Source organism: Quadrisphaera sp. GCM10027208 (assembly GCF_042658805.1).
Lineage (GTDB): Bacteria > Actinomycetota > Actinomycetes > Actinomycetales > SCSIO-59966 > SCSIO-59966.
Map to the genome: position 1 here is coordinate 195,531 of NZ_JBHSRC010000001.1, position 18,534 is coordinate 214,064.

An 18,534-nucleotide genomic window follows, 5' to 3' on the forward strand; every position below is an offset into this window, starting at 1 on the left:
TACCGCCCCTCAGCGACGGGCGGAGTCGCCGGACGCCCCGACGATCTCCACGATTCGGATGCCGAACTCCTCGTCGATCACCACGACCTCGCCGCGGGCGATGAGGGTGCCGTTGACGAGGACGTCGACCGGGCTGCCCGCAGCACGGTCCAGCTCGACGACGGACCCGGGGGTCAGGGCGAGCAGGTCGCGCACCGTCATCCGGGTCCGGCCGAGCTCGGCGGTGACACCCATCGGGACGTCGTGCAGCAGGTCCAGCGAGCGGTCCCGGGCGGGAGGGCGCCGGGAGGCGACGAACGGCTGGAACGACCCGGTGCTGCCGCCGGTCGCCGACTCGGCGCGCTGGGCGGGGACCGGTCCGTCGTCCGTCTGCTCCCCGGCCTCGACGCCGGTCAGCAGCAGGGCGACGGTGGCGACCGGCGCACCGTCGGCGACGAGCCCGGCGGCAGCGAAGTTGGCACCGGCCGCCCGGTCGCTGAGGGCGATCGCCAGGTCGACCTCGCGGACGGCCTGCAGCTGTACGCCGCGGCCGGCGAGCAGCTCCAGGGCGTCCCGGACGTCGGCGAGCAGCGGCTCGAGCGCCCCTGCCAGGTCCTGTCGGCCCACCGGCCCGTTCTCCAGGCCGTCGGCGAGGTCGGCGGCCAGGAGCAGCACGAGGCTCCCCCGCAGGCCGCCCTCGAGGGTGGCGACGACGGCACGGGCGTCCGGTCCGGGGTGGAACCGCTCGTCCGGCAGCGCCGCGCTCAGCGGGTTGTCGACCGCCAGGTCGCCGGCCGCTGACAGGCCGCGGGCCACCGCCGTGGCGCAGGCGACGACGGCGTCGCGGATGCTCTCGGACGTGGTCGGGGTGTCGGTCATCGGTTGTCCTTCCCGGCGCCGGGCTGGGCCCCGGAGTCGACGATCATGGCGGCGAGGCGGCGGCCCTTGCCGCCGGAGACTGCGTAGGCGACGTGGGTGCCCTCGGCGGTGACCGAGAGCGGTGCGGAGACCGGGTGCCGAAGCGGGACGACGTCCCCGACCTGCAGGTCGACGATCTGGGCGGAGGTGAGCACGACCGGGTCGAAGCGGACGGCGACATCCACCAGCGCCGAGCGCATCTGCTCGGCCAGGGCGGCCGCCGCCTGCTGCGGGTCGACGCCGCTGCGGTCGGAGAACAGCGACTGGCTCGTGACGTTCTCCAGCGCCGGCTGGACGGCTGCGTGCGGCAGGGCGAGGCTGGCGCGGCCGGCGACCGCGCCGATCCGGATCTGCAGGGAGAGCACGACCATCATGTCGGTGGGCGCGGCCACCTGGGCGAAGTGCGGGTTGGACTCCAGCTGGGTGACCTTGGGACGCACGTGGCTGAGGGACTCGAAGGCGTAGCCGATCTCGTGCACCACCCGGTCCAGCACCTCGCGCACGAGGGGGACCTCGATGTCGGTCAGTGCCCGTTGGGGCTGCTTGCCGTCGCCGGTGCCGCCCAGCATCCGGTCGACGATCGCCATCGTGACCTCCGACGGCAGCTGGAGCAGTGCGGTGCCCGGCAGCGGCTCGAGATCGACGAGGGTGAGCAGGGTGGGGTTGGGTGAGGACCGGACGTACTCCTCGTACGCCATGTGCTCGATCTGCCCGAGACCGACGTGGCTGACCGACCGTAGGGAGATCGACAGCACCGTGGTGAACTGACGGGCGAACGTCTCCCCCACGATGTGCAAGGCGCGAACCTGGTCACGGCTCAGGGTCCGCGGGCGACGGAAGTCGAAGGCCTGGAGACCGCCGGAGCGGCGCGAGGCTGCAGAGGCCGGCTCGCGCTCCGCCCCTCGCTCCTGCTCGAGACGGTCACCGTCGGCGGTCCCCTCCACCTGTGCGATCAGGCCCTCGATCTCGGCCAGTGGCATCTCACTGCGAGGTAACCCGGTCCCCGGCTCCTTCGCGGTGTTCTCCGACGTGGGCACGATGGCTTCTTCGGCACCAGGGGCCCCCCGACTTGAGGTCTGCCTCGTCCCCCTTTTGCCGCTACTGCATGAGGAACTGGGTGAAGTACACCTCGAGGACCTCGCCGTGGTACCGCTCGGCGACCTGAGCCGACAGCTCCGCCTTCGCGGCCTGCCGGCCGTCGGTGCCGATGAGCTCGTCGTAGGTCTTGCCGGAGAAGTACGTGATCGCCTGGTCGAGGGCTACCGCGCCGTTGACCTCCGCCTCTGCTTCGTCACCGCCCTCGCTGAGGGGCAGCTGCAGGGCCAGCCCCACCTTGAGCAGCCGTCCGTCGGCGAGGTTCAGCGTGATCGGCTCCAGGGTGGTGACGGCACCGGGCTGCGGTGCCTCCTCGGCGTGGACCTCGTCGGAGGGCCGCAGCAGGAACCACCAGGCGGCGGCGAGGACGACGACGAGGACGACCCCGCCGACGACGACGAGGCGGCGGCGGCGGTTCGGTGTGGTGACGGCGCCCGTCTCCTCGTCGGGGGCGGTGGCGGTAGGTGTGCTCATGTGGGTCTCCTGGGACGGCGCGGGCTGGGCGTCAGGGCTCGGGGGTCAGGGCTCGCCAAGGGCCAGCGGAGCAAGAGCGAGGACGACGACCTCCACCCGGCGGTTGACCTGTCGGTTCGACGGGCTGTCGTTGGGCGCGAGCGGCCGTTGGTCGGCGTAGCCGCTGGCGGAGGCACGGGCCGGGTCGAGCCCGTGCCGGTCGAGGAGGTACCGCAGCACCGTGGTGGCGCGAGCGGTGGACAGCTCCCAGTTGGACGGGAACGGCGCCGTGGAGATCGGCACGTTGTCGGTGTGCCCGTCGACGGTGACGGCGTTCGGCAACGGGGCGAGGGCGGGGCCGATGGCGTCCAGCACCTCCCGACCGTGACTCTGCAGGTCGGCCTCCCCCGGCATGAAGAGCACCTCGTCGGTGACGATGGTGACCACGAGTCCCCGCTCGTCGTACCGGAAGCTGACGGCGTCGCCCATTCCTCGGGCGTCCAGTGCCTGCTGGATCTGCTGGCGGACCTTCTCCAGGGAGGCCAGCTCGACGCTGGCGCCGTCCGCGGACGTGTCGGCGCCGTCCGCGGTGCCCGGGTCGGTCTCCTCGACGTCGCCGGGCCGCACGGCTGGGGCGGCGAGCGCCTGCCGCACGGTCTCCTGCAGGTTCTCCGGGCTGTACTCGTCGACGCCGGGCTGCAGCGGCGCGTCGCCGACGGACGCGCCTGTGGTCAGCAGGCCGGAACCGCCGTCCATCAGGCTGGGCCCGGTGCCGAACTGCTCGGCGAAACCGGCTTTGAGCTGCTCGTACTTGCGCTGGTCGACCTGGCTCATCGAGAACAGCACGATGAACAGCACCATGAGCAGCGTCACCATGTCGGCGTAGGTGACCATCCACCGCTCGTGGTTGCCGTGCTCCTCCTCCTCGTGGGCCGGCCCCTGGCGGCGGCGCGCGCTCACGCCGCCTCCTCGGCCGGGGCGCGGTCCTGCTCCTCCTTGACGGTGCCGGGCGGCAGGAAGGACCGCAGGCGGCGCTCGACGAGCCGAGGGTTGCTTCCGGACTGGATCGCCATGATTCCCGCGACGGTCAGCTCCATCTGCCGAACCTCGAGCTCGGTCAGCCGCCTGAGCCGGCTGGCGATCGGCAGCCAGATGAGGTTGGCGCTCATCACACCCCACAACGTGGCGACGAAGGCTCCGGCGATGAGGTGGCCGAGCTTCTCCGGCTCGCTGAGGTTCTCCAGGACGTGGACGAGTCCGATCACGGTGCCGACGATGCCGATGGTCGGTGCGTAGCCACCCATGTCGGCGTACAGCTTCGCGTCGGTCTTGCCTGCGTTGCGGACCGCCGCGACCTCGATGTCGAGGATGTCGTGCAGCTCGTCGGGCTCGGTGCCGTCGACGAGGAGCTCCAGGCCGCGGCGCAGGAACGGGTCGTCGACCCGCTGGGCCCGTTCCTCGAGGGCGAGCAGGCCGTTGCGACGCGCGTGCTCGGCGAGCTCCACCATCAGCGCGACCGGCTGCTCCGGGCGGGGCGCCTTCGCCGTGAACGCTCGCTTGAGCGACTTGAGGGAGCCGACGAAGTCCCGGGTCAAACCGCCGGCCAGGCCCACGCCGAGGGTTCCGCCGAACACGAGGATCATCGGTGGCAGCAGGATGATGCTCATCGGACTGCTGCCCTCGAGGAACACCGAGAGCAGCACTGCGCCGAAGGCGGCGGAGATGCCGATGATGGTTGCCGGGTCCATCGTCAGTCCTCGTCCGTGACGGGCAGCAGCCGTAGCGACGGCGACGGCACGGCCGTCTCACCGGTCGTCTCCAGCAGATGAGCCCGGGCCAGCACCGACGCCCGGAAGTCGCGGACCAGGTCCACGAGCTGCGGGACCGACTCGGCGATCACGAGCTTGGTCCCGTCGGACAGGGTCAGGACGGTGTCCGGGGTCGCTTCGGCGCGTTCGATCAGGTCCGGGTTCAGCGCGAACCGCGCCCCGTTCAACCTCGACACGAGGATCACGGCGACTCCACTCCCTGGACGGCGTGTCGGCGGTCGTCCGTGACCGCCGCCGGCGGGTCGCCCCACCGCTTCTCCTCTTCCCCATCGACGCGGACGTCGTGAATCTGAGGAGTTGCCGGGTCACAGCGACCCGCCGGCCCGTCCCCCGGCTACCGCTTGAGGTTCACCAGCTCCTGGAGCATCTCGTCCGAGGTGGTGATCGTCCGCGAGTTCGCCTGGAAGCCGCGCTGGGCGACGATGAGGTTGGTGAACTCCTGGGCCAGGTCGACGTTGCTCATCTCGAGCATCCCGCTGGCCAAGGTGCCGTACCCGTCCTCACCGGGCGCACCGAGCTCGGGGGCGCCGGAGTTCACCGTGGCCCGGTACAGGGAGTTGCCGGTCTTCTCCAGACCACCGGGGTTGTTGAACGTCACCAGGGCGATCTGGGCCAGGTCCTCGTTGCCGCTGGCGAACACGCCGACGAGGGTGCCGTCGGGCGAGATCGTGTAGGAGAGCAGCCCCTCGCCGGCGCCGTTGGTCTCCGGCCGCACGACCGGAGCGCCGTCGACGCCGAGGACGCGGCCACCGCCGGGCGTCACCAGGGTGCCGGTCTGGTCGAAGCTGAGGTTGCCGGCCCGCGTGTACAGGGTCTCGGCGCCCAGCTGGACGACGAAGAAGCCGTCACCCTCGATGGCCAGGTCCTCGGCGCGGTTGGTCACCTGGACGGCGCCCTGCCCGAAGTTCTGGGTGATCGCGCCGACCCGGCTGCCGAGGCCGACCTGGGCCGGGTTCGTGCCGCCCAGCTCGGCGCCGGGTGCACCCGCACCCTGAACCGTCTGGCTCAGCACGTCCTGGAACACCGTGGAGCTCGACTTGAAGCCGGTGGTGTTGACGTTGGCGATGTTGTTGCCGACGACGTCCATCATCGTCTGGTGGCCGCGGAGCCCGGAGACTCCGGAGTACATGGAACGCAGCATCTCTCTTCTCCTGTCAGGGTTTCTCAGACCTGGGGCGGCGTGCCGGTGGCAGCGCCGATAGCGGTGACGCGGGCCATCGGCACCTGGACGTCGCCGATGGTGAGGACGGCGCCGGCGGCGTCGAACCGGGCACCGCTGACGGTGCCGCTGACCTCGCCGACGGCGTCGTCGTGGTAGGTGACCTCACGGCCCACCAGCGAGCTGGCGCCGAGCATCCGGTTCGCCGACAGCAGCTCGGCGTTCGTGGACGCCATCTCCTCGAGCGTCTCGACCATCGTGAACTGGGCGGTCTGGGCGAGGAACTCGGTGCTGCTCGCGGGGTTCAGCGGGTCCTGGTACCTCAGCTGGGCCACCAGCAGCTGGAGGAATGCGTCCTGGCCCAGGTCGTCCGGCTTGGCGGCGGGGGCTGCCGGTGCGGACGAGGCCGCCGTGACGGCGAGCGCCGCCGGGACTGCGGTGCTGCTCTCAATCATCTGATCTCCTGTCCTCCGGTCTCACAGCCGGACGTCGATGGATCGCCGCGGGTGGCCGTCAGAGCCGCGTTCGGCGAGACGGTGCTCGGTGGGCGCTGTCGTCACGGACCCGTCGGTGCCCGGGACGCCGGGGACCGCCGGGTCCGCGTCGGGCTCGTCCGGGCGCCCGTCCGTGGCCTCGCCGGAGGCAGCGTGCTGGCCTGCGGTCTCCTCGTCCTCGCCGTGGTCGGGGCCGACCTCGAGGTCCGTGACCAGCAGCCCCGCGGTCTCCAGCTGGGCGCGCAGCTCGGGCATAGCCAGCCGGACGGCCTCGACCGCGGCATCGCTGGCGGCCAGGACGGAGACGGTGACCTGGTCGCCGTCCACCCGGACGTCGACACGCACCGCGCCGAGCTCGACCGGGTGCAGCGACATGCGCAGGACGTGGTCGCCGTCAGCACCTTTCAGGGCGGCGACGTGCAGGCCCAGGTCCGCCGGCGGCACCGGCAGCGGGGTCGGCACTGCTCGCGCCGTGACGGCGTGTCGGGTCGTGGCAGGAGCTGCGGTGGTCGGTGCGGACGACTGGCCCGGGGCGGCCGGCTCGGCGTCCCGCTCCGCCTCCGACTGCGACGTGGTCGGCGCCGAGGCCTCGGCGCCGTGGCCCGCTGGGGCCGCAGTCGGCGCGGGCGCACTGTGCACCTCCCCGGCCGGTCGGACGCCGGACCGTGAGGACTCCGACCGGACCTGCGCGGCATGCTCACTGCCCTCCACGTCGCCCGCCGCCGTGTCGCCGGACCCCGCGGCGGCCGTCGGCGTCCCAGCGGGGCTCGTCCCCGGTCCACCGGCCTGCGGTGGACCGACCGCGGGCGCCTCCGCCTCCGCCTGCGACGCGTCGGCCGACGGTGCGACGGTGACGGGCACGGCTGACGGCGGCGTGGCCGGGACAGCGAGGTCAAGCGGGTCCGATCCAGCGTCCGCGTCCGCGGCTACGTCCGCGTCCGCGTCTACGTCTACGTCTACCTCTGCCTCTACCCCTACCTCTACGACGGCGACGGCGACGGCGGCCGGCAGCGACCCGGGTGCCGGCTCCCCGCCCTCCTGCCCCTCGAGGGGCGCCCCCGGACCGGTGACACCCTGCTCAGCGGCCTGAGGCTCGGGAGCGGTCAGTGCGGCCAGCACACCCGCGAACGCCGTGGCGGTCACGGGATCGTCCGCACCGGGTGGTTGCCTCGTGCCCGCACCGCTGCGGGGTGCCGTGGCGTTGATGACCGTGCCGATGCTCATGGCGCCGCCAAAGTGTTGGTGATCTTCCGGACGTAGGCCTGGGTCTCCGCGTACGGTGGAATCCCGCCGTACCGGCGAACCGCTGCCGGGCCCGCGTTGTAGGCCGCCAGCGCCAGGTCCACCGAGCCGAAGGTGCCGAGGTGCTGCGCGAGGAGCCGTGCAGCGCCGTCGACGGCCTGGGCCGGGTCGAACGGGTCGGCCACACCCAGCTCCTTGGCGGTGCCGGGCATGAGCTGCATCAGCCCCTGGGCGCCGGCGTGGCTCACCGCTCGCGGGTTGAACGCGGACTCGGCCTTGGCGACGGCTGCCAGCAGCGCCGGGTCGACACCGTGCTGGCGGCCCGCGGAGACGAACAGGTCCGCGTACGGCGTCCCCGCCGGCAGGACACCGCCCGCCCAGACGGGGGCCGGCAGGCCGCCGGTCGCGGGCACCGGTTGGCCAGGACCGTCCGGCAGGACCCGGCGGATCGCGGTCGGGGTCTCGTAGACGTCCTGGACCTTGACGACGTCGCCGCTGGACGGCGCGACGATCATCTGTCCGTTGCCGAGGTAGATGCCGATGTGGTCGACCGGGTCGTTGAATGCCACCAGGTCACCGGCACGGGCCTGCGCGAGACTGGGCACTGCCGTGCCGGCTCTTGCCTGGTCCCGGCTCACCCGGGGGAGGTCGACACCCAGGTCGGCGTAGGTTCGCTCGACGAGACCGGAGCAGTCCAGACCCTGGGCCGGATCGGTGCCGCCCCACAGGTACGGCACACCGAGGTACTTGCGGGCGGCGGCCACCACGTCGTCGCCGGTGACGCCCCACGGCTGCGCCGAGGACCCCGGCCACGACGGCGACGACGTCAACCCGGCGGTCGCCCCTGCCGTCGAGGGGCTCCACGGCCGGAACTGCGGCCCGGGCGGAGCGCCCCCGGTGGCTGCGAGCGCGGACTGGAAGGCGGCCCTGAAGTCGGGCTGCCCGACCGGCGGCGCGGCCGGGGACGCGTCCCCGGACCGGGCCTGCGGCACCGCGGGAACCATGGCGGCGAAGCGGCCCTGGATCTCGGCGATCCGGCCGTGGATGGTGGCGAGCCCGGTCACCGAGGCCTCCTGGGGGACGGTGCTGGAGCGGGGGCGGTGGACCGCTGCTGGTGCCGGGCCCCTGCTCGTTCGTCGTTCGCGCGCTGCTCCGCCTTCAGCAGCTCGACCGCGGCCGCGGCGCGGCGCCGCTCGTCCCACCGCTCGACCGCCGACACCCGGCGGTCGGCGTCCAGCACGTCGGCGCGGCGGGCGGCGAGATCCTCCTCGGCGCCACGCAGGGTCGCGCTGGCCTCGGTGACGGCGAGGGCGCGGCGCAGGCCGAGGTCGTGCACGGCGACCAGCTCACCGGCGCTGAGGTCTGCGCGTGGGTCCCCGTCGGCGAGCCGGGCGGCAGCGTCCCGCGCGGCTGCCCGGGCCTGCTGGACGCCGGCGGAGGCGGCCAGGGCGGCGGCCCGGGCGGTGTCACGCTGGATCCGGCGCACTCGCAGGACGCCGTCGAGCCGGCCGCTCACGAGCCGTCCCCAGGACGGGCGAGCAGCGCCCGCAGCGCCGCCCAGCTCTGGTCAACCGGCACCGTCTCGTCGGTGGCCTGCTGCAGGAAGGCGTTCGCTGCGGACTTGAGCTGCAGGGCGCGGTCGACGGTCGGGTTGCTGCCGGCCGCGTAGGCGCCGATCTCGACGAGGTCGCGGGCGTCGCGCTCGGCGGCGAGCAGTCCGCGCAGCTCGGTCGCCGCGGCCCGCTGCTCCGGCGTGGTGAGCACCCGGTCCAAGCGGCTGACCGACTCCAGCACGTCGATGCTCGGGTAGTGCCCGGACGTCGCCAGTCGGCGGGACAGCACGACGTGCCCGTCGAGCAGCGACCGGGCGGCGTCGCCGATCGGGTCGTTGAGGTCGTCGCCTTCGACGAGGACGGTGTACAGGGCGCTGATGCTGCCGGTCTCGCCGGCACCGGCACGCTCGAGCAGCCTGGGCAGCAGGGTGAACACGGACGGCGGGTAGCCGCGGGTGGTCGGCGGCTCGCCGGCGGCCAGGCCGATCTCGCGGGCGGCCATCGCCACCCGGGTCAGGCTGTCCATCATCAGCAGGACGTCGCGACCGGCGTCCCGGAACCACTCCGCGATCCGGGTGGCGGTGAGGGCCGCGCGCATCCGGACGAGTGGCGGCTCCTCCGCGGTCGCCACGACGACGACGGAGCGGGCCAGGCCGTCGGGGCCGAGGTCGTCCTCGATGAACTCGCGCACCTCCCGGCCACGCTCGCCGACCAGGGCGAGCACGACGACGTCGGCGGCACTCCCCCGGGCGATCATCGACAACAGGGTCGACTTGCCCACCCCGGAACCGGCGAAGATGCCGGTGCGCTGTCCGCGCCCGAAGGGCACCAGGGTGTCGAGGGCCCGGACCCCGAGCGGCAGGGGGGTGGTCACCCGCTGGCGTCGCAGCGGGTGCGGCGGGACGCCGTGCACGGTGACGCGTTCGAGGTCGGGCGGCAGCGCGCCGTCCAGCGGCCGGCCGAGGCCGTCGAGCACCCGGCCGAGCAGGGCAGGGCCCACCGGGACGGTCAGCGGGGCGGAGTCGGCCTCCACGGGGGCGCCGGCCCGAACCCCGGTGAGGTCGCCGAGGGGCTGGCAGACGAGGGTGTCGGCGCGGACGGCGACGACCTCGGCGGGCACCAGGTCGTGGTCGCCGCGCTCGATGTGCACGGCGTCGCCGATCGCGGCCTCGACGCCCTCCACCTCGACGGTGCTGCCGAGCAGCTGGCGGACCCGGCCGGTCACGCGCGGCCGGGCGGCACCGGCAGCCGCGGCGACCCGGTCGGCGAGCAGTGCGGCGACGCTCATCCGCCGAGCACCTCCCGGACCCGCTCGAGCGCGGGGCCGAGGCGCGCGTCGACGTGCCGGCCGGCGGAGTCCGCGAGGCAGTCGCCGACCGCGACCGTGTCGTCGGGGAGGATCTGGACGGCGCGCTCGGGTGCCAGCAGGGAGAGGTCACCCAGGGCCGCGACGTCCGCCGGGTTCATCCGGACGACGACCTCGGCCGTGCCGGGCAGCAGCGCCAGGGCGCGCGCGACGGCCTCCGTGCCGGGTGAGCTGGCCAGGGCGAGCTCAGCGCCCAGGAGCATCTCGGCGAGGTCGACGGCCACGCGGGCCAGCGCGTCCTGGACCTCGACGAGAGCGACGGCCTCCCGCGCCAGCAGGTCCCGGGCGGCCTCCTCCAGAGCGGCGACCGCGCGGGCCGCCGACGCGCGTCGCCCGGCCTCGACCGCCTGTCTGCGACGCTCCGCCTCGTCGGCCGCAGCGGCGGCCTCCGCGGCGGCGACCCGGCGGCCCTCCTCGTAGCCGGCGGCGTACCCGGCGGCGCGTCCCTCCTCGGCGGCCTGCCGGGCCGCCCGGTCGACGACCTCGGCGAGCACCGGGTCGTTCAGCCGGGGGTCGGCCCGGCGTCCGGCGTAGGGACTGGTGCGCAGGTCGACGTCGAAGCGGGCCGGCCGGCACTCGCGGGCCCGTTCGCCGCGCAGCGGCGTACTGGTCAGCAGCACCTCAGACGACGAACTCATCGCGCTCCCCACGGCTCACGGTGATCTGGCCGGCCTCCTCGAGCGCCCGGATCGCCTGCACGATCTGGCCCTGGGCCTCCTCGACGGCGCGCAGCCGGACCGGGCCGAGCAGCTCGATCTCCTCCGTGAGGTTGGTGGCGGCCCGCTGCGAGAGGTTTCTCATGACCTTGTCCCGGACGTCGGCGCGCACGCCCTTGAGCGCGGTCGCGAGGTCCTTGGTGTCGACCTGGCGGAGCACGACCTGCACGGACCGGTCGTCGAGGTTGACGATGTCCTCGAAGACGAACATGTGGCTGCGGACCTCCTCGGCGAGGGCGGGGTCGCGCCGCTCGAGGCCGTCCAGGATGAGCCGCTCGGTGCCGCGGTCGGAGTGGTTGATGATGTCGACCAGCGGTTGCAGGCCACCCGGCTGGGCGTAGTCCGCGGACTGCAGCACGGACGAGAGCTTGCGTTCCAGCACGGTCTCGACCTGCCGGACCACCTCCGGTGAGGTGCGGTCCATCAGCGCGAGCCGGTGGGCGACGTCCGCCTGCAGGTCCTCCGGCAGCGCGGAGAGCACGGCTGCGGCGGGGCCCGCCGGCATGTGCGCGAGCACGAGCGTGATCGTCTGTGGGTGCTCGTCCTGGAGGAACGACAGCACCTGCTGGGGGTCGGCACGGCGGAGGAACTGGAACGGCATCTCGACGAGCGAGCTCTGCAGGCGCTCGAGGATCTGCCCGGCGCGCTCCGCACCGAGGCTCTCCTGGAGCACCTCGCGGGCGAACTCGATGCCCCCGCGGCTGTAGTAGCGGCGCGCCTGGGCCAGCTCCTGGAACTCGGTGAGGACCGAGTCGACGGTGTCGCTGCTCACCGAGCCGAGGCGGGCGATCTCAGCCATCACCAGCTCGACCTCGCTGTCCCGCATGGACCGCAGCACCTTGGCCGAGTGCTCCGTGCCGAGGTGGAGGATGAGCACGGCGGCCTTCTGTACTCCGCTGAGCTCCTGCGCCGCCGGGTCGACGACGACGTCGGACGTGGTGACGGCCACCGGTCAGCCCCTCCGGTCCGCGAGCCAGCCGCGCAGCAGCTGGGCCACCTCGTCGGGCTGCCGCTCGACGAGATCGTTGATCTCGGTCTGGACGGCGAGGCGCCGGGCCTCCTCGGGCTGGAGCTGCCGCGGGACCTGGGCCGGCTGGTCGGCCGCGGTCAGGGCGCCGCGCTCGTCGGCCCCGGTGAGCTGCTCGGCACGCTGCTGCTCCTCGATCCGTAACGGGTACAGGGGGATCGGTACCGGTGTGCGCTCCCGGCGGCGCAGCGAGCGCAGTGCGACCGCGACCAGAGCGCCGACGACGACCAGGATCACCCCGGTGCGGATCATCGACATCATCTGCTCGCGCTCAGCGGCAGCGGCGGCAGCGGCGGCGGCCTCCTGCGCGGCGTCCGCCGCGCTGGTGTCGAAGGCCATCTCGTCGATGGTGATGACGTCACCGCGACCGGCGTCGAGCCCGACCGCCGCCGCGACGAGCTCCTGCACCTCGGCCGTCTGGACGGTGGCGGCGGCGGCCTGGTCGAGCACGACGGCCACCGACAGGCGCTCCACCGTGCCGGGGGCGGCCGTGACCTCCTCGGTGGTCTTGCCCACCGCGTACGTTCGCTCGGTCTGCTCCTTGCCGTACTCGCTGTCGCCGCCACCCTCGGGCAGCTCCACGTTCTCTGGTCCGAGCACCCCACCGACGGGGACGCCGGTGCCGGTGTAGTTCTCCACGGAGGTGCTCTCGCTGACGGCCGGCGCCTCCGGGTCGGTCTCGAACGACTCCGTGACCGTGGTGCGCTCGTCGTAGTCGAGAACCGCGTTGACGCGCACGACGGAACCGCCGGGGCCGAGCACCTTGTCCAGCATGTCCTGCGCGGAGTCGGCGAGCTGCTGCTCGAAGGCGCGGGTCTGCTCGGACCGCGCGTCCTGCGCAGCGGCCGCCGCGCCGTCCTGCCCGGGCTCGTTGAGGACGTTCCCGGCGCTGTCGGCGACGGTGACGGCGGTGGGGTCGAGGCCTTCGACGCTGGAGGAGACCAGGTGGACGATGGCGCGGACCTGACCGGAGTCGAGGGTCTGGCCCGGCGCGGGGGTGAGGAGCACCGAGGCGGTGGCCTGCCGGACGTCGTCCTGGAACAGGGGCTCCTCGGGCATCACCAGGTGCACCGAGGCGGCCTGCACGGAGTCGATGGTGGAGATCGTCGCCGCGAGCTCACCTTCCAGCGCGCGCTGGAAGTCGACGCGCTGACGGAACTCGCTGGTCGTGACGCCCTGCTCGTCGAGCAGGGCGTACCCGGTCGGCGCCTGCTGCGGCAGCCCGGCCGCGCTCATGTCGAGCCGAAGCTGCTGCACGTCGGCCTGGGGGACGAGCACGGTGCGACCGCCGTCCGCCAGCTCGTACGGCGTGCCGGCGGCACTGAGCTCCTCGACGACGGCGGCGGCGTCGGCGGACTCCATCCCCGAGTAGAGCGGCACCATCGTCGGCTTGGCCGCCCAGGTGGCGAACAGGACGCCGCCGAGGAGCACCGCGAGAACGGCGACCACGGTGACGGCCTTCTGGCCGGTCGTGAAGTCCGCGAACATCTCACGGAACCGGCGGGCAGTCGCAGACAGCTGCCCCGGCATCAGATCTGCATCCGCATGATCTCGGTGAACGCCTCCACCGCGCGGTTGCGGACGGCGACGGTCAGCTCGGTGGCCACCGCGGCCTGGGTGCTCGCGATCGTGTAGTCGTGCACGTCGGTCAGGTCTCCGGTGGCAGCGGCCCTGGCCAGCTGGTCGGAGGTGGTGTGCAGGTCCTGCAGCGCCGAGATCTGGCCCGAGAGCATCGCGCCGAAGTCGGCGGCCAGCTCCTGACCCGTGGCGGGTGCGGCCGCCGGGGCGTCGGCCCCGGGCAGGGTCGGCAGGACGGGCGGGGTGGTCAGGCCGCCGACAGGTGGAATCGACACGGTCACTTCCCGATCTGCAGAGCGTGCATGTACGTGTCACGGGCGCGGTCGACGACCGTGAGGTTCGCCTGGTAGGCGCGCTGGGCGATCATCAGCTGGACCATCTGGTCGCCGAGGTCCATGTCGGGGTACCGGACGTACCCGTTCTCGTCGGCCAGCGGGTGGTCCGGCTCGTGCACGAGGCGCCCCTCGGGGTCCCCGAAGGTCGCCCCGGCGACGCGGACGCCGCCGCCCTCGCCGTACTCGTCGGCCTGGACGACGACCATCCGGGCCTGGAAGGCGGCCTGGTCGGTGCCGGTGACGGTGCTGATGTTGGCGATGTTGTCCGAGACGGCGTCGAGCCACTTGCGGTGCGCGAGCAGACCGGACCCAGAGATCCCGATGGCGCCGAAGACGCTCATCGCTGCAACGCCGTCCGCAGCAGCTGGAACTTGCCGCTGACCGCTTGGGCGATCATCTGGTACCGCAGGCCCGTGTCGATCAGGGCGAGGGTCTCCTGGTCGAGGTTCACGTTGTTTCCGTTCGTCCGCGTGGGCTCCAGGGAGCGCGCGACGGTCGGCTCGGCCAGCGAGCCGTCACCGTCGGCCATGGCGTCGCTCAGCGCCGACTCGAAGTCCACACGTCCCGCGAGGAAGTGCGGCGTCTCCACGTTGGCGATGTTGTCCGCGATGATCCGCTGGCGCAGCGCCAGGCCACTCAGTGCGCTATGCAGCACGTCCAAGGTCGGCTGGGTCACGCCCTGGTTCTCGGAGCCGGGGGCCGGCCTCCTTGAGTTCTCGTCGGGGCATTACCCCCGAATGGCCCAAGACGGCTGGGCCAGTGGCGCTGCCGGGGCGGGCTCCGCGGCGGGCTGCTGTGCCAGCGGTACCACGGTGAGCCGCCCGTTCACCCGGGTGGCGACGACGCGGAACTGGTCTCTCGTCGTGGTCACGACGTCCGCGCCGGAGCGAACCCGCACCGAGCGGCGCATCACCTGGCGGGCGACGACACGGCCGGGCTGCTCGTCGAGCTCCGGCCGGTCCAGCTGGCGCAGCCGGTCGGCGATCTCGCCGACACGCCGCCGCAGCGAGGCCTCCAGCTCCAGCAGCCGGTCGGCAGCCTCCCGGCGGCGACCCTGCAGCTCGGCGATCCGTTCGGGCTCCTGGCGCAGCGGGGTCGTCGTGGCCAGCACCCGCTCGAGGACGGTGCTGTGCTCGCGCAGCTCTGCCGTGAGCAGGGCGAGGAGCTCCACCTCCTGAGGGCTGCGGCCGATGGTGATCTCCGTGGGGATGCCGGCGATGGACCCGATCTCCCCGGCGATCACCTCGACCCCGGCGTGCACCACGCCACCTGCGAGCCGGTTTCGCGACGACGGGAGCACGAGACGGACGCCGGCGAGGATCTCGGCCCCGAGCGTCTCGTGCTCGACGACCACGGAGTCCCCGGCCTCGACGCGCCCCTCCCGCACGGTGCCGATCTTGACGTTGCCGTTGCACCGGACCCGTGCCCGGTCACCGACCAGGGCACCACGGATCCACACCATGGTGCTGGCGTCGATCCTGGCGTGGTCGACGTCTCCGAGGACCACGACCTTGCCGGTCGCCGTGACGAAGAAGTCGGGGAGCACCGACCCGTGCACGATGACGTCGCCGGCGAAGTCGATGGAGCCGGTGGAGAAGTCGACGTCGCCCTCGACGACGAGGTCCGGGCGGACGGACACCTTCTCCCCGACGATCTCCAGCAGACCGTCGATCCCGGCGTGCAGCCGCGTCCCGTCGTCGCTGACCCACACGTTGTCACCCTCGGGGAAGACCGCCGGCTCCCCGGCGGGAGCCTCGATCACCTCACCGTGAACGTCCCGCCCCGGGACCCCTGGCAGGGGCGGGACGAGGACGGCGAGCAGCTGACCGGCGCGCACGTTCGGCATCCGGGCGACGGAGTGGAAGTCGACGCTGCCGTCGTCCCGGACCCGGTGGCGCAGCTCGTGGTCGACGGAGACCTCGTACTCGAGGAATCCCGGCCGACCCTCGGTGGGAGGCCACCCGGAGGCCACCTGGTAGCTCCCCGGGCGGTCGAGGCGGAGCGTGGCGAGGAGGTTCCGGTCGACCCCGAGGCGCACGCCCGCGTCCCGTAGCGCACGGTCGACGTCGTCGTGGCTGAGTCGGGGTTGCCGCGCGCCCGGCGGCTCGACGTGCAGGACGGCGGTGAGACCGTCGTCACTGACCTCGACCGTGAGCCGGCCGTCGGCAGACGCCGGGCCGAGGACGGCGACCGCACGAGGTTCGCCGTCGACGAGGGTCTGCTGGAGGGCCTCCAGGTCAAGCCGCTCACAGCCGTGCTCGTCCGCCTGACGGACGGCCTGCTCGAAGGTGAGGTCCTCGTCCGGGTCGGGCACGGCCCACACGTACCCGTCGGCCCGGTGCTGCCACCGCACTGTCGTCCTCCTGTCCGGCGGCGGGCTTCAGCCGGTCCGGTCGACGAAACGGGCGGGGGTCGGGCCGGCGGCGGGGCGAAGCCGTCGAGCGACGTCGCTGTGACGGCGGACGCCGGTCATCGCCGCGGCGAGCCGCTGCTCGACCTCGCGGCTCTCGGTCAGCAGCTCCAGGGCCCGGGGGACCAGGTGGCGCGGGAGGGGCCCGAGGCCGGCAGGAGGCTGGAACGGCACCGGGACCGCGCCGTCGTCCAGGGCCTGGCGCTGGGCGGCGAGGGACGCCGCGAGGTCGCGCAGGCACGCCTCCCACGACGACGCGGTCATGGCGACACCGTGGCCAGCGCAGCTTGCCGCCACGCGTCGCGGAGCTCCTCGGCGATCTGCCGGCACGGGGTGATGCGGGTGACGTCGCGGTCGACGTTGGCGGCGACCAGCTCGCCGTGCAGGAACGCGTAGAGGTCGGCGAGCCCGGCAGCGCCGTCCCAGGCGTCGAGATCGAGGCTGGCGCGTAGCTCCAGGACGATCTCCTGGGCGTGCAGAAGCGCGTCCCGGGCGTCGCCAGCAGGTGCGCCGCCCTGCTCGGCAAGAGCGCGCTCGGCGGTGACGAGGTCACGTACCAGCCGGTCGTAGAGCATGACCAGCAACCGGGCGGGGGACGCGGTGGTCACCGAGTCGCGGGCGTAGCGGCTGCGGGCCAAGGCGCTGGTGCTCATCAAGGGTTCCCCATCCAGTTCGTGGACAGTCCGGCGAGCTGGCTGGACAGCCAGCTGCTCTGCTGCTGGGCGGCGCTGAGCGCGGTCTCCATGGCGGTGAACTGCCGCAGGAGCGTCTGCTCGCGCATCTCCAGCCGGCGGTCGTAGTCGGCGATGCGGTCGGTGAGGCCCTGGACCTGCCGGTTGCGGGAGTCCAGCGCCGAGGTGATGAGGCCGGGGCCGCCCTCGGCGGACTGAGACCGGGTGGCGTCCCCGGCGACGGCGTCGAGTCGGGCGGCCAGGCCGGGACCGGAGTCGGTGCCGGCACCGATCGCCGCCTGGACGCCGGCCGGGTCGGCGGCGTACGCCTCGGCGAACCTGGCCTTGTCGAAGGTCAGCGTGCCGTCGCGGGTCACGGTGATCCCGGCCGCGCCGGCGCTGCCGTCCCCGCTGCCGCGCACCGCGTCCACGATCCGCTGCTGGAGCAGCCGGGGCAGCGAGTCGCCCATCAGCACTCCCGCGCTCCCGGTCTCGGCGTCGTAAGCGGTGAGACGGGAGATCTCACCGAGCGCGGCGTTGGCGGCCGAGACCATCTTGTCCACCTTGGCGGTGATGGCGTCGACGTCCGGGCCCACCTCGACGGTGACCGCCGCGCTCGGGTCCGCCTGCTTCAGGGTGAGGGTCACCCCGTCGAGCAGGTCGCTGACCGTGTTGCTGCTGCGCGTGACGAGGTACCCGCCGGGGCCGCCGACGAGCAGCTCGGCGTCGGTGCCGGCGGACGTCTGGGTCAGCGGGCCGAGCGCCGTGGTGAAGGGGTCGGAGCCGTCGGCTGTCGCGGTGACGCTCACCGTGTCGGTGCCCGTGCTGGTCAGCACGAGCCGGTAGCTGCCGGGGGTGTCCTGCACGGCGCTGGCCGTGACGCCGGCGTCGGCGCCGTTGATCGCCTTAACCAGGTCGGCGAGGCTGGTGCCCGCCAGGGTGAGGTCGGTGGTGGAGCCACCTCTGGTCAGCGTGATCGCCGTGGTGATGACGGCGGCGTCCGTGGGGGACGACACCGTGGCGGTTGAGGTGCTGACCTGGTCGGTGGCCAGCTGCTGCACCGCGACCGTGAGCCGGGCGGCCGGCGCCCCCGGGGTCGCGGTGACACCGACCCGGGCGTCGTCGCTGGAGGTGGCCCTGGCCGCGGTCCAGGTGGCAGCCTCGGCGGCCGCCTCGGCGGCGTTGCCGATGAGCGAGAACTGGGTGTTCAGGCCCTGGTAGCCGGTGATGGTCGTCTTGAGCTGGGACTGCTGGTTCGCCAGCCGCACCTGGGGGGCGCGCTCCAGCTGCATGAGCTGCTGGACCAGCGAGGTGGTGTCCAGGCCGGAGACCAGGCCGTCAATGCTGACCATCGCGGTCCTCCTTACGGCGCTGGACGTCCATCGCCCAGGCAATGAGGTCGAGAACCACCTCGGGCGGGACCTGCCCGACGACCTGGCGGGTGTCGGCGTCCACCAGCCGGACGACGCGGTGGCCGGTCTGCTCGTGCTCGGCGAGCTCGGCGACCACGCGGTCGGCGGTGACGCCGGCCTTGTCCACGGCGGACTGCGCCCGTGCCACCAGGGCGTCGGTGGACGGGGCGGCCGGCAGGCCTGGGCGCTGTCGCGGCAGGTCCGCCGAAGCGGCCGGGTGGAGCGGGACGGTGCTCACGAGGTCTCCTCAGGGGTGGGGCGGGCTGGTGCCCGCCCCACCCCGACCAGGGGGAGGTG

At 73.3% G+C, this 18,534-nt stretch carries 23 protein-coding genes; all 23 read right to left on the minus strand.

Annotation, left to right across the window (positions count from 1 at the left end):
- Positions 1-9: 9 nt before the first annotated feature.
- On the minus strand, positions 10-858 hold the full coding sequence (gene fliN, locus ACFP6A_RS01040; RefSeq protein ID WP_379600902.1) for a flagellar motor switch protein FliN: 849 nt from the start codon (positions 856-858) through the stop codon (positions 10-12).
- Positions 855-1,934: a flagellar motor switch protein FliM gene (locus ACFP6A_RS01045; protein WP_379600903.1), complete on the minus strand. Its 1,080-nt coding sequence runs from the start codon at positions 1,932-1,934 to the stop codon at positions 855-857. Before ACFP6A_RS01045 ends, fliN begins: the two co-directional genes overlap by 4 nt.
- 61 nt (positions 1,935-1,995) lie before the next feature.
- Entirely contained in the window at positions 1,996-2,466 is a 471-nt protein-coding gene (gene fliL / locus ACFP6A_RS01050; RefSeq protein WP_379600904.1) for a flagellar basal body-associated protein FliL, read from the minus strand.
- 45 nt (positions 2,467-2,511) lie between these two features.
- On the minus strand, positions 2,512-3,405 hold the full coding sequence (locus ACFP6A_RS01055; RefSeq protein ID WP_379600905.1) for a flagellar motor protein MotB: 894 nt from the start codon (positions 3,403-3,405) through the stop codon (positions 2,512-2,514).
- Complete coding sequence (locus ACFP6A_RS01060; protein WP_379600906.1) at positions 3,402-4,193, minus strand: flagellar motor protein; 792 nt, start codon at positions 4,191-4,193, stop codon at positions 3,402-3,404. The genes ACFP6A_RS01055 and ACFP6A_RS01060 overlap by 4 nt, the downstream gene beginning before the upstream one ends.
- Positions 4,194-4,195: 2 nt before the next feature.
- Positions 4,196-4,459, minus strand: coding sequence for a flagellar FlbD family protein (locus ACFP6A_RS01065; RefSeq protein WP_379600907.1), 264 nt, complete (start codon positions 4,457-4,459; stop codon positions 4,196-4,198).
- A 149-nt stretch (positions 4,460-4,608) separates the two neighbouring features.
- Positions 4,609-5,415, minus strand: coding sequence for a flagellar basal-body rod protein FlgF (flgF, locus tag ACFP6A_RS01070; protein ID WP_379600908.1), 807 nt, complete (start codon positions 5,413-5,415; stop codon positions 4,609-4,611).
- A 23-nt stretch (positions 5,416-5,438) separates the two neighbouring features.
- On the minus strand, positions 5,439-5,888 hold the full coding sequence (locus tag ACFP6A_RS01075) for a flagellar hook assembly protein FlgD (RefSeq protein WP_379600909.1): 450 nt from the start codon (positions 5,886-5,888) through the stop codon (positions 5,439-5,441).
- Between the two features lie 21 nt (positions 5,889-5,909).
- A complete protein-coding gene (locus tag ACFP6A_RS01080) occupies positions 5,910-7,070 on the minus strand; it encodes a flagellar hook-length control protein FliK (RefSeq protein WP_379600910.1) in 1,161 nt (386 codons plus the stop codon).
- A gap of 77 nt (positions 7,071-7,147) precedes the next feature.
- Positions 7,148-8,233 (minus strand): transglycosylase SLT domain-containing protein, encoded by a 1,086-nt coding sequence (locus tag ACFP6A_RS01085; RefSeq protein ID WP_379600911.1) that lies wholly within the window; start codon positions 8,231-8,233, stop codon positions 7,148-7,150.
- Positions 8,230-8,685 carry a hypothetical protein gene (locus tag ACFP6A_RS01090; protein WP_379600912.1) on the minus strand — a complete coding sequence of 152 codons (456 nt, stop codon included), beginning with the start codon at positions 8,683-8,685 and terminating at the stop codon, positions 8,230-8,232. The genes ACFP6A_RS01085 and ACFP6A_RS01090 overlap by 4 nt, the downstream gene beginning before the upstream one ends.
- Positions 8,682-10,010, minus strand: a complete 1,329-nt coding sequence (locus ACFP6A_RS01095) for a FliI/YscN family ATPase (protein WP_379600913.1) — start codon at positions 10,008-10,010, stop codon at positions 8,682-8,684. Before ACFP6A_RS01095 ends, ACFP6A_RS01090 begins: the two co-directional genes overlap by 4 nt.
- Entirely contained in the window at positions 10,007-10,726 is a 720-nt protein-coding gene (locus ACFP6A_RS01100; RefSeq protein WP_379600914.1) for a FliH/SctL family protein, read from the minus strand. The genes ACFP6A_RS01095 and ACFP6A_RS01100 overlap by 4 nt, the downstream gene beginning before the upstream one ends.
- Positions 10,710-11,753 carry a flagellar motor switch protein FliG gene (fliG, locus tag ACFP6A_RS01105; protein WP_379600915.1) on the minus strand — a complete coding sequence of 348 codons (1,044 nt, stop codon included), beginning with the start codon at positions 11,751-11,753 and terminating at the stop codon, positions 10,710-10,712. The genes ACFP6A_RS01100 and fliG overlap by 17 nt, the downstream gene beginning before the upstream one ends.
- Before the next feature lie 3 nt (positions 11,754-11,756).
- Complete coding sequence (fliF, locus tag ACFP6A_RS01110; protein ID WP_379600916.1) at positions 11,757-13,361, minus strand: flagellar basal-body MS-ring/collar protein FliF; 1,605 nt, start codon at positions 13,359-13,361, stop codon at positions 11,757-11,759.
- Complete coding sequence (fliE, locus tag ACFP6A_RS01115; RefSeq protein ID WP_379600918.1) at positions 13,361-13,684, minus strand: flagellar hook-basal body complex protein FliE; 324 nt, start codon at positions 13,682-13,684, stop codon at positions 13,361-13,363. The genes fliF and fliE overlap by 1 nt, the downstream gene beginning before the upstream one ends.
- Before the next feature lie 2 nt (positions 13,685-13,686).
- Entirely contained in the window at positions 13,687-14,085 is a 399-nt protein-coding gene (flgC, locus tag ACFP6A_RS01120) for a flagellar basal body rod protein FlgC (RefSeq protein ID WP_379600919.1), read from the minus strand.
- On the minus strand, positions 14,082-14,420 hold the full coding sequence (gene flgB, locus ACFP6A_RS01125; protein ID WP_379600920.1) for a flagellar basal body rod protein FlgB: 339 nt from the start codon (positions 14,418-14,420) through the stop codon (positions 14,082-14,084). Before flgB ends, flgC begins: the two co-directional genes overlap by 4 nt.
- Positions 14,421-14,471: 51 nt before the next feature.
- A complete protein-coding gene (locus ACFP6A_RS01130; RefSeq protein WP_379600921.1) occupies positions 14,472-16,097 on the minus strand; it encodes a DUF342 domain-containing protein in 1,626 nt (541 codons plus the stop codon).
- A 27-nt stretch (positions 16,098-16,124) separates the two neighbouring features.
- Positions 16,125-16,418, minus strand: a complete 294-nt coding sequence (locus tag ACFP6A_RS01135; protein WP_379600922.1) for a hypothetical protein — start codon at positions 16,416-16,418, stop codon at positions 16,125-16,127.
- Entirely contained in the window at positions 16,415-16,807 is a 393-nt protein-coding gene (fliS, locus tag ACFP6A_RS01140) for a flagellar export chaperone FliS (RefSeq protein WP_379600924.1), read from the minus strand. Before fliS ends, ACFP6A_RS01135 begins: the two co-directional genes overlap by 4 nt.
- Complete coding sequence (gene fliD / locus ACFP6A_RS01145; RefSeq protein ID WP_379600926.1) at positions 16,807-18,177, minus strand: flagellar filament capping protein FliD; 1,371 nt, start codon at positions 18,175-18,177, stop codon at positions 16,807-16,809. The genes fliS and fliD overlap by 1 nt, the downstream gene beginning before the upstream one ends.
- The gene (locus tag ACFP6A_RS01150; RefSeq protein WP_379600927.1) at positions 18,164-18,475 is read right to left on the minus strand and encodes a flagellar protein FlaG; all 312 of its coding nucleotides are present in this window, start codon (positions 18,473-18,475) and stop codon (positions 18,164-18,166) included. The genes fliD and ACFP6A_RS01150 overlap by 14 nt, the downstream gene beginning before the upstream one ends.
- Between the last annotated feature and the right edge of the window lie 59 nt (positions 18,476-18,534).